This window comes from Bacillus sp. COPE52, assembly GCF_003355115.1.
Classification (GTDB): Bacteria; Bacillota; Bacilli; order Bacillales; family Bacillaceae_G; genus Bacillus_A; species Bacillus_A toyonensis.
The window spans coordinates 5,449,527-5,461,602 of record NZ_CP031292.1 but is presented as its reverse complement, the minus strand read 5'-3'; the positions used below and the strand labels follow the sequence as shown (position 1 = coordinate 5,461,602).

6 protein-coding genes are annotated in these 12,076 nt (G+C 30.9%); 3 read left to right on the top strand and 3 right to left on the bottom strand.

From position 1 onward, the window contains the following. The first annotated feature begins 2,915 nt into the window (after nt 1-2,915). Complete coding sequence (locus DPQ31_RS27615; RefSeq protein WP_000572413.1) at nt 2,916-3,665, top strand: terminase gpP N-terminus-related DNA-binding protein; 750 nt, start codon at nt 2,916-2,918, stop codon at nt 3,663-3,665. Nucleotides 3,666-3,690: 25 nt separating this feature from the next. On the opposite strand, the gene DPQ31_RS27610 is transcribed toward DPQ31_RS27615, so the two are convergent. From DPQ31_RS27610 to DPQ31_RS27600, 3 genes are all read right to left on the bottom strand, one after another. Further along, entirely contained in the window at nt 3,691-5,139 is a 1,449-nt protein-coding gene (locus DPQ31_RS27610) for an FtsZ/tubulin family protein (RefSeq protein WP_001097026.1), read from the bottom strand. Next, nucleotides 5,139-5,573: a hypothetical protein gene (locus tag DPQ31_RS27605; protein WP_001006721.1), complete on the bottom strand. Its 435-nt coding sequence runs from the start codon at nt 5,571-5,573 to the stop codon at nt 5,139-5,141. Before DPQ31_RS27605 ends, DPQ31_RS27610 begins: the two co-directional genes overlap by 1 nt. 576 nt (nt 5,574-6,149) lie before the next feature. Continuing rightward, nucleotides 6,150-6,836: a hypothetical protein gene (locus DPQ31_RS27600; protein ID WP_098157558.1), complete on the bottom strand. Its 687-nt coding sequence runs from the start codon at nt 6,834-6,836 to the stop codon at nt 6,150-6,152. A 525-nt stretch (nt 6,837-7,361) separates the two neighbouring features. Here DPQ31_RS27600 and DPQ31_RS27595 point away from each other — a divergent pair. Then, nucleotides 7,362-8,912, top strand: coding sequence for a replication-relaxation family protein (locus DPQ31_RS27595; RefSeq protein WP_208731293.1), 1,551 nt, complete (start codon nt 7,362-7,364; stop codon nt 8,910-8,912). After that, nucleotides 8,884-11,961 (top strand): type IV secretory system conjugative DNA transfer family protein, encoded by a 3,078-nt coding sequence (locus tag DPQ31_RS27590; RefSeq protein WP_208731292.1) that lies wholly within the window; start codon nt 8,884-8,886, stop codon nt 11,959-11,961. The genes DPQ31_RS27595 and DPQ31_RS27590 overlap by 29 nt, the downstream gene beginning before the upstream one ends. Nucleotides 11,962-12,076 lie beyond the last annotated feature (115 nt).

The window sequence follows — 12,076 nt, the reverse complement described above, 5'->3', positions numbered from 1 at the left end:
TCTCACCTTTTCCCTTAATCAAATAAAAAAGCCCTTTGGAATACGGAGGTTAAATACCACACAAACGTGTAATTTAATCCGTAACCCGAAGGGCTTCATGTAATCACTAGAAAATAAAAAAATTTACATTTTATAATAAAAATATACTAAAAATTATAAATTTAATCTAGAGGTTAATTATAATATTCTTTATTTAATCAAATAATCTTCTAAATATTATTAAACCCCACACTATAATTATACATGGGCATATCACTATTTAACTCCTTTTGGACCTTTTGAAGCGAGAACTTCTTCAGAATCAGATACTATTTTAGCAATCTATATTTACCAAGCTATAAGGATACCCGTTATTAACGGTTCACTAATGTTTCTCTGCTGAATTTTTTTGATACAGTATATATAACCTACTAACCAATTAATTGCACTATTAAGTGCATTCTTGTTAACCATAATCAATTCCTTGTAAACAATTATCATAACTTTACACTTTGTCTAAAATTAATTATTCCTACTTTTTAAAAATTTAGACCAAGGACTATAAAACAATCATATAATTATCCATCTCATGTTGATATCAACAGAAAACCAATACATCTTACCCATATTTGACATTGACATATCAAACGAGATTAACATGTCAACTGAATCGCACCAACCTAAATGCTAGTATCTATGAATTAACATTAACATAACGTTAACAAGCGGACGCTTATCAAAAATATTTGTGCCTATCAAAACTTCAAGATCTATATTAGTTGAGCATTAGCCTATTGCAACGGATTGTATAGAAGTATGTTAATTAATAAACTAGCATTGAAAATGTTTCAATGCTAGTAGGATATACAAAAGAAACAACACGAAACTATCAATCTCATGTTGATACCAATGGAAAGATAACTGATTTTTAATCTCTCATTTGTTATTAACATGTTAACTGAGATTAACATGTTAAGTGATTGTTTTCTCTTGTTATCAATATCATTCCGATTAATATTGACATAACATTAACAATTCGATATCAAAAAGAAGGAATGTTTATAACTTTCGAGATTTCAAAATCTATATTGACTGAAATTTTTCTTCTGCGGTAGTTTTCTTGAAGCGAATCTAGTAACGATCTATCTTAAAAAATGTTTCGACACTATCAAAACATAGTTAAAGATTTAATCGAGTACTAAATGCTGACAGCAATTCAATGATTTTTACCCTCTATTTATCATTTACATATAGTTGAAAACAGCAAATACAAAGGAATACTTTCTGTATTGTTAATCTCATATCAACAATTTGGATTTAACATTGATATAACATTAACAATTAAGTGGTTGAAATACGTATAAATACAGGTCTTGAGTCTAGAGATCTGCATTAATTATAAATTTATCTACCACAACAGTTTTCCCTTCATTTATCATTGATATATAATCTGAGATTGACATGTTAAGCATTTATTTTCTTTTGTTATTGATATTATTCTAATTGATATTGATATAACATTAACAATGAGGTGTCAAAAAAGGAGAAGTATTTATGGCTTTCGAGATTTCAAAATCTATATTGATGAAAATTTTCTTTTGTGGCAGTTTACTCGAAGCGAATCTAGTGACGATCTATCCAAGAAGATATTTTCACACTATCAAAAAATACTTGAAATTTCATCACATTAATAAATGACGACAGCAATTCAATAGTTTTCACACCTTGTTTATCATTGACATATAGTCTAAAAGCCAAACGTAGGGAGAAATGCCATTTTAATTGTTAATGTTATATCAACAATTTACATTTAACATTAATACGACATTAACAATTAAATAACTAAAATGGTCATAGAAGCACCTTTCGGTTTTTCAATATCCGCATTAGTTAAAAATTTATCTACCACCATGTATTTCTATAAAAAAAGAAAACACCCTAAAAGAACTCTAATTGTAGCTAGAAACCAACAAGAACTCCATACAATTGATAGTTTCTTATTAGTAACACAAAAAAAATAATAGTTTTCTCTTCATTTATCATTGATATATAACCTGAGATTGACATGTTAATAGGGCTAGTTATTAATTAATGATAACTTCATAACAACTATCACCAATACGTATCAACATGACATTAACAATTATTAATTCTAAAGTTGAGAATATACATACAAATAGAGTTTTAAGTTCTACATTTATTAAAAGGCTTTTTTCTATAGCGAAATCCACTGGATAAACCGGAGAAGATATCATTCTTGAAAGCATTTTGATAGTGGCTAAAAACAATAAATTGCTTTTTATTACTTCCGATTTAAGAGTACCAATTGTATGAATCAATTTTGATTATATAGAGATCACTTGTAAAGGGCGGTGCATTCTAGAAAAAACGAGTTTATATTAAGCCGTATTAATAGTAATTCAATAACCTATAATAACCTTCATGTGCATTCTAAAGACCTACTGAAACCAATTAACTATACAGTTCTTAGCTTTCTACTACCAAATATCTTAAATAATAATAAATATAGGCCTTTATTTATTATTAGTATTGGCTTTTCGCTTTACATTTATACATACTTTTTAGCTTTTAAGTCTTTAAGTTTAATACTATATCCTCATAATTTATTTACAAATCACTAATATTTTCTTATCATTAATATATTGTAGACTAATTTGTTAATTTCATAGCAACAATAATCATTAACAACTAACGAATTATTAACAAGATATTAACAATAGTTAGCTCCAAACCCTTTATTTATCAACTTTATGTTAACAAGTGATGCTTTACATGTTAATGATACATTTCATGTGAATGTCAATCAATAAAGGGATTCGGGTTTATATTATCGAAAAAAACACTTAACATGTTAATCTCACTTTATATGTTAATTCCATTTTATTGTGGCCATTATATTTCAAGGAGGTATAACGATGATTGAACAAGATAACAAAAATACAAATGAACATATGGAGTCAAATAATACAAACTCTAGTCATGAAGATGCTTTTGAAAAAGCTTGGCGAATAACAGAGTTTTCAAAACTAGTAGGCCGACATCATAACACTGTGTACAATTGGTTCAATACCCTAGAGGAAAAGGGGTTACACGGAACATTAAGAACCAATAATACAAATGAAAAGCTATATAACACACTGGATTTAGACATAGCTTTATTTATTAAGCTAAAGAGGGATGAAAAGTGGTCGCTAGATGCAATTATTGAGCTTTTACCACATCAATTCGAACTAAGACCAGTTTCTCCAGAAAATCAAACTAGTGAAGTCTCAACCCCATTAAACATGCAGGAAGCTGCAGCGACTATTGAGAAAATAGTAGAGCAAAAGATTCAAATGCATTTACAAAACATTGAATTAGAGTATCAAGGAAAGTTTGAAGATGCTATACGTGCGGTGCTACCTGAACCAGAAGACCCTGAAATGTTAAAAGAGCGCCAAAGACAAGAAAGACTAGATAATATGATAATTCAACATAGAGCACGTACAGAGTTAAGAAAACAAGCTGAAAGAGAGTGGAGTGCACAACCAGAAGAAACTCGTATTAAAAAAGTTGGCTGGTTTAAAAAAGAGGAAGATCTTGCAAGAAAACAACTTTTTATAGAAAACTATATTGATGAGAACATGATTGAATATATGAAAAGTGTAATGAAAACAGAAAAATAAGCCTGGAAAATCCCAGGCTTATTTTTTATTTTGATCCAAACATCTTATCTGGATCCATAAATGCTGCTAATTCTTCATCATTTTGTGCTTGTGGTTCTTCATTTTTAACTGGTTCTAATTCAAAGTAATCACCAAAATTAATATTGAAATCATCATCAAAGTCTTGCGCTTCAATTGTATTAATTTGAGACTTTGTATATTGGATTTGGCTTTGTTTTTCTTTAAATTCATTATATTCTTCAACTAATCCTTTAGATAATCGTGATGGTAGTGCATCTGTCTTATAGAAAGTATACACGCTGCCCATAAAGTCATTTTTACTGACTAAATAACCATTAAAAACAGTTCCATTGATTGGTAGTTTATTTGTCACTTCTACTTTTGCATCATCCATAAATGAATCATCAATGTTCTTCTGTTCATCTAAAATTGCTAACATCCCAAAATGATGTACCTTTGATGCCTCTAAATCTCCATTTTCATTTGTCTTCATCAGGTCAATAGGGTGATGGAAGGAGCTTCCTTTCAATGATTCTGAGAACATATCTACAATTTCTTTACTGTTTTCAATTTGATTCATATTACGTGAAACCTTATTAATTACTAAACAGCCTGTTCTTTCTAGTAAAATTCGTTTAAAGTCCTGAGAATCTAGAATTACTGATGTTCCTGAACCATTTGCAGCTGTATTTAACTCATGAATAATATCTCCAATGCGTTGGTTTGCATAGTCTCGTGAGTTTCCAATGCCTTTTTTCTCATTTTCGTTTAATCCCTTAAACTCATCATAGAAGTGTTGGTTATCTGCAAATACAACAAATGCAACGCCTTTCGCTGGATCATTAGCTAACTTCCAAATTTCTTGTGAAAATTTATTCACCTGTCTTAGTACATCAGGTCCATCCGCTCTAACTGGAAGTGTAACTACAATACCCATTTTAATGAAATCTTTACGCTCAATAGCATTATTGAAAGCAATTCTTGCATACTTTTGTTGATTTTTTATTAATTCTTCTCTAGGAATTTTCATTGCCATACTTTTAAGTTCTTCAGCAATTACAGGTTTATTATGAAAAGCGGAGAATTCTTCAATTGCTTGAATAATTGTAGATGTACCTGTACCACCGCCTAAACCTGCAAAAAATAGTACTAATTCATCAGTTGGTCTAACACGTTCCGTTATAAATTCTTTTAGTTTATCTTTAGCTTCTTCATTAGATTCTAAAACCTTTACAGCACGCTCAGGATTCTTACCTAAACCACCTAATTTTAGTGAAACTTGGTTACTTTTCGGCACATTTTTCAGTTCAGCTAAATCCCCATCATTACTATTCAATGCTAGGCAATTATAAACTGCTGTACCGTCTGTATGCTTATACTCAGCAAACTTATCTACCATTCTAGTTCCAGCTTGACCAAAACCAACCATAGTCATTTTCACAGCTACTTCGTTTTTCAGAAAGTTTTTTGCCATTATTTTATCTCTCCCTTATTCTCATTACTTTTTTTACGTTTCCCTAATTCAACTAATACTTGTTGTCCCCTAATAGTTGAAATTAAAAACTTATACGGATGCATAATTTTTTCTGTTATTAATGACATTGAAGCTAAAGTAGCAACACTACCTTCTGCCGATCTTCTTGAAATGTTAGTTCTTTCAAGTTCTAATGAATAGGATTTACCCTTAGGTTTCTTTACTCTCCTATCAATAACAACACTTTCTACTATTTCATTTATTGAGATTCCTCTCATATACTTCGTCTCTTGGTATTGTTTGTTTACTTGAGATCCTATGTAATGAAATACATTGTAGAGTATTTCGTCTCCTTCAATAATGTCTGCAAACATTTCCACAACTTCTTCAGTGAATTTGTTTTGTTTATATTTTTCACTTAATACCTCGTTCAAGTTGTCCCCCCCTTAAAACGTTGGTTAATTATTCCTAAAAATATATTACATCATTGTAAGACGTATATCAAGTCATTATATATAAGCCTTATATTAAGTTGTTATATACAAGACTTATATAACATTTACAAAATGTAAAATCGAAACAATGTCCTATATATCAACGTCAAATATATAAGACGTACATGAAAGTCTTTCATATAAGCAGTAAATAAAACATGTCAATATCAGGTTTCATATAACTAACAATAACTATTAAATAATAAATATGAGTGCAGTATTTATGTATATTTTTCCCATAATTATAATTCCAATATATAATACTCCTAAAATAACGTACTATTATCAAGGTTATTTGATTTATACGTCTTATACATAAAAACTACATATAAGACGTATGGACAAACACTTAGTATTAAAGGTTTTATATGGTTTTATATTAATTTCTTGTCAATAGACTATTACCATGAATTATTACACGTCCTATTTAAAGGACTTATATAAAAGACTTATCAATAAAACGTGTATTTAACCCTATAAAAAAAGAGTAATACTTCTTAAGTATTACTCTTTTAACTATATAGTTTTATATAAAACACTTAGTTTATTAAACAGATTTTTATGATCCTGCTTCTTTTTTAATAACTCATTTTTCTGTTGGTTGTCCACAGAAAGGAAAGGGGATGTTAATGTCATGTTATATTTCGTTATTTCTTTTATTAATTCCGTAGTTATTTCTGAGATTTGCAGAAATAACACATAAAATTGTGATTCATTTTCATTCATTTGTTTTTCTCTGAAATTAAGTTCTACAAACTTGTCAGTATAACTTGTCAATTTCATATCAATATAATCACTATAACTCACATGTAATGCCATAAAGCGATTAAACTCAGATAAACTAATTAATTTCTTTGTTAAACATAGATGTACTAAATAAATCTTGTATACAGCTTTAAATGAAATAATATATTTAGTTTCTTTTTTTATTAATTGGATGTATTCACCGTATCTGTTAATTAAATACCTTAATTTATTAGGTTTTAGTCTCAATATTCTACTAACTTGTGAAGTATTGTAGATTTTATAAGGATCTAGAGCAGCAAACTGTAATGGAATTATCTCATATTCGTTATTTAATGTGTTAGTTACCTTGTTATAAAAAAAGTCTGTTTCAAATTCACTTTGTATAATCTTTTTTATTAACCCATATTCTGTGTTCCAATTCCGCATTTTTTCACCCCTTAAATCAGATTGTAACATGCAAAATACGAAATATACAAAATTTTCATTTACTTTATTATAATTATTTACTTATTTCTTTTATGATGTGATTTTTCCTCCTAATAAACAGTTACATCCAAAAAATTTTAACATTCATTTCAATATTGAATTTCATCCATTCAAAAATATATTCACTCTGTATTTTGAGGACTCTACACAGATATGACGTAATACATATGACGAACTCTATTTTTATTTTTTAGCTTCGTCACATGTCTTTTTATTTATGTCGAAGGATATATGACGAACTCTAATAGTAAATAGATCCTTATTACATTTGATTTTTATAAGACATACATGAAGATGTATTACGTGTTTTTAAATCCAGAGTCTTGATGGATAACGAGTTGTTTTTTTGTAAATTTCAGTTAAAATATTTTTAAAACATTTTTATGTTCTCAAATGTTTTATTTACCCAATCAGTCTAGGTTGGCTTTTGGATAGTTGCAATCGATTTTATGCAAGTTTCCGTATTTTATTTCCATATCAGGGGAGTGTTTAAAATTGAAAAAATCATTTAATCATGCAGTTAAATATATCGTCGGAGAAAATGATCGTGGAGTTTATTTTAATCGTTCTGATATTTTTACAGTTTTATTTTTATATGAACAGCGAACAGTATCTCAAATTCAATTACGTAAATTTTATGAATTGATAAGTGGGGGGCCTATAAGTCGAACTACTTTTTCATCAAAGTTAACTAAATGGGCAAAAATGAAATTACTAAAAAAGGAAAATATAAGCGTGAGAAAAAAGCGAGGCTTCACACTAGATTTCGTTTCTATCTCTTTGAAAGGAGCTGAAATATTATATAGATTAAAATTACTTTCTGATTGTAGCACCTCATTTGTTACTAAAAGGCAATATGAACACAATATAGCAATCACGCAAGTTGTCTTAAATTTACTAAAAGCAGAATCAAACAATGAACATGCCGGCGCAATTGTAGGCGGTAATGGAGATTATCTCTTTCCACTAAGCCAAATTGTAAAGCAAAACTTACAGTTGCCCCACCTGATGTATTCCGATTCAAAAGATGTCTACTTTTTATATGAAGATGAAGAATACCGTGAAGTGTTTCAGCCAGAACTTCAACCCGTTTCTTTCCTACCAGATCTGCCTCAACTTGTATATTCATTTCGTCCATCTAAAGAATTTTATCCTGACTCAAAGGGAAACCCATTACTAATTCCTGATTGGGTTATTACTTGTAACAATTCTATTATCAATATCGAAGTTGATACAGGATCGGAAAACATTCCGTTTTTAGAAAATAAATTAAAAAAATATCTCGATATCGCTGCTGCTAACCCATCTAAGCAATATTACGTGTTATTTTCTATTATTGATGACTCCTACCATACCATTTCTACTTACAAAAAACGGATCACACGTGTTACCAATTTAAAAAAAGCTTTTGGTAATATTCCACGTTTAAGTGTGTTAAACAACCTCAATGTTTACGTATGCAATATGGGTAGTTCTGCACTTGTAGTAAATAATATTCTTCAAGAAATTCGCGAAACTAATAGTTTAAGCAAAAGTCACCTAATTAAAAAAATCACTGAACGTTTAAGCATAAATTCTTCTTTCCCTTATTCGGTAGAGTGGATATCTAATAAAAATGAAATGCAAGCGAAAGGGGTTCAGCATTCTAAACTACTTGAGCTAACAGATGACATTCTGGTATTACGAAAAAAAACATCTGATGAAGAAAAAAAATCTTTAGATTACTTAGAAATAGTTTGTATATTAACAATACTTAAGGTAGGGGAGGTTAACACACACTTTAAATTACAACAATTATCAGGATTGTTGGCCATGCAAAATCAACACCGAACACTAAACCCAATTAAAATATTGGGGATATATGAAGCGGACGAATTAGAGCATGGGCAGCAGGCCATTTTTACTGATTTGTATCACAATTCCATAGCACCAGAGAATATATTATTGGCTACTTCTGCTGAATTGCTTAATTTCACCGCTGCTTTTTATTCTTTAAAAGAGAGGGTGAAACAAGAATTTGGAGAACGCAGTTCAAAAGAATGCTGAACTTAATAATACACCAGGTAATGGGGAGGATCCAAAAGCCGGGAGGAGCAAGAAAAATTCCTATACAGTTACAATCGATATTACAAAAAGCTGGAAATATCGTTTAGTAGCTCGCTCATCTTACTATGTTGTGACTTTACTATTGCTGCTAGCTTGGTATTTTGCTTTCAGGGGAATATATAAATATGCTTCTTTCTGGTCAATACAAATGGGCGTTCCATTACCTACCTTAAGTATCTTCGGTAATCCGTTCGAAACTAATTATTACATTGAAACCTTTTTTAGCTTTTGGATTTTAATCTATACTTGGCAGCTTTCAACCAAGGTTAAGACTTATCAGGAGATAAAACGTAGATGGCTTATTTTCTCGATGATGTTAATTGGTATAGTTGCCCAGTACTTATGGGCGTTTAGTGTTCCATTAGCTAAAATATTTATTCCATTCTTAAATTCGAAAGCTGGAGAAGTTTCACTAAATGACAAAGGATTAGAGGATACTATACTTTCAAATTTTAGTAATATCATGCACCTTGTATTTGCTATACCTGTAATTATTATTATTCTCGTACTCTTATGGCTCTTTAAGATTTTTTATGAACATAAAAAAGAGCTTTTAGATGAATTTGGAAAATGGGAATACGTATTTAAAATACCTGGTTGGATGCTTTCCTTTTTGAATGATGATCGTCAACGAAAACTTGCTACTTCATTACACAAATTTTTCACTGAAAAAAATCCATTAAAATTGCCAGAACCCGATATCTTTCTTGGTCCTAACAGTGCTACACGGGAAATGGCAGTTATTCAGGGCAAGTCTTTAACACTTAACATAATGATCATCGGTAATATTGGTACAGGTAAATCAGCTGCACTAGGTTTGCCAATTGCCAATCAAATTCTTGACTATATGGCTTCAATGATTAATAACTTTAAAACCCTATATGCAAGAAAAGATTATCATTCAGAGGATGTAAAAGGAACGCAGATAAATGGTCTTACAGTTATCGAGCCATCTAACGACTTCTGCGAAAAGGTATATCAATTGGTATTGGCACACAAGATTCCCGAAAGTGTTATTTTCTATTTAGATCCAACAAATCCTGATACCCCTTCAATAAATTTTGTACGTGGTCCAGTTGATAAAGTTGCTGAGATGTTATGTTCAGTATTAACGGGGCTCTCTGATAATGGCGCAGGAAATCCTTTCTTTGTTCAATCTGAGCGTTCGCATCTTAAACAACATATTTACTTGTTAAAACTCCATGATTCAAAATTTGAAGCTAGATTTGAACATTTAATTGATTTGTATAATGATGCTAATCTCGTTTTTGAGATGCATCTCAAGTTAAAAGAGCGACTTCCAAATGATATTGAATCTATACCTGATAGAGATGAACGAAATCATTGGCGAATAATGAAGCAAGTTGATGAATGGTTTGCTTTAAATTATGTACCTGAAATTTCTGGCGGTCGTGGGGGAGGGGAAGTTGTTTATCATACTGAAGGGAAATACTATGGGCAGCCAAAGATTATTGATAAACAAGAAACCTTCGTTCGTGGTTTACGAAACACATTAAATGATATTTCAGCTCAACCTCTGCTCCGTCGTGTATTATGTGGTCCATCAGATTTTGACTTTGAAAAGCATTTGGAATTTGGAGGTATCCTTTTAATCAATACAGCGAAAGGGGAACTTTCTGACCTATCTGATGTATTCGGTAAATTATGTTTATATGCAGTGCAAAATGCTGTTTTCCGTCGTAAACCTAACGTATCTCCATACCATCCCGTTTTAGTTGATGAGTTTGCTGATTACATTTATAAAGCATTTAAAAGTTTTCCTGCTCAATCACGTAAATATAAAGCTCCTTTAATTGTTATTGCACAAACAATTAGTCAATTAGCAATTGAACATGGCCCAAGATTCATGGATATCCTGTTAGGTACATTTCGTAATAAACTTGTTTATGGTGATGTTACTAATGAAGATGCTAAATTGTTTAGTAAGCTTATGGGTACGAAAACAATTTATGAAGCACGTGAAGGTGATCAAGAAATTGATATGGTAACAGCTGAAACGAAAACTCAAAGTACACGTAGAACATCCTACTCTTATTCGAAAACAGAGGTACCCATTCTTTCTGAAAATGATATATTGATTCAAAAAGCATTCCAGTGTGCTGCTAAAATTGTAAAAGATAATGCTCCTCAAGGAGGAATACAAGTAAATGCAAACTTTGTTCCTGCCACTGAGTTTAAAACAGCTAAGATTCAAGTTGATGCAGAAGCAGCTGTTTATTGGCTAAAAATTCGTGAAGAATCATTGAATGCAGAAATTAAATATGATAATTATGTTACAGATACAGATGTTGATAGTGAAGAAACTGTAATTGAGGAATTGAGTACGCCTAAAACAGCGCCTACTGCAATAGAAGGTTGGTTACAAACGTTAAACCCTGATACTTACGATTTTTATAATAATGACGATTATACTGACAGTGAAGGTGAGTTAACAAACAATCAGTCTGTGCAAGATTACTCAAAAAATTCTGCTCCTAAGCTAAAAAAGGGGGACGCTACAGCATCAATTGCTACTTCTACTACAACAGAACACGCAAAAATTAATGAAGTAATCAATGTTCAAAAAGAAAATGTACCAGACACAAGTAAACATAGAGAACCTATTGAAATTAACAAAAAAGCATCAGTTATTACTGAAACCCCAATAGAAGTGCCAAGGGCGAAGCAAACACCACAATATAGAGAGCCTGCTTACACATCGACTGTAACTCATAATCAGCAAGAACAGGAAATTCAACGAACTGCAGAAATCAATGGTAAAAATACAACCTCTAATTTAACAATGCAATGGTTACAGCAACAAATGGCTACTACTGTTTTTCAAGATGATGAAAACACATTACCTATAGATGAAATGCAAGGGGGCTCTCGACTTCACAATCGGAAAGTGGCAGAAGTAACTCCAGAAAGTGCCGCAATTAAGGCTAAACTCAATCAATATATCGAAGGTGACATTGATCATGATTGATAAGCTATGCATATAACGAATTTTTCTACCAGTAAGAAGGTGTGGGCTGTAAGCTCATACCTTCTTACTTTTTAAGATGAATATTTCCGAAAAAAAGACTTTTTATGAAACAAAA

Coding starts and splice junctions, on each gene's coding strand:
- DPQ31_RS27615 (WP_000572413.1), top strand. CDS start 2,916: ATGATTGAACAAGATAACAAAAATACAAATGAACATATGGAGTCAAAT.
- DPQ31_RS27610 (WP_001097026.1), bottom strand. CDS start 5,139: ATGGCAAAAAACTTTCTGAAAAACGAAGTAGCTGTGAAAATGACTATG.
- DPQ31_RS27600 (WP_098157558.1), bottom strand. CDS start 6,836: ATGTTACAATCTGATTTAAGGGGTGAAAAAATGCGGAATTGGAACACA.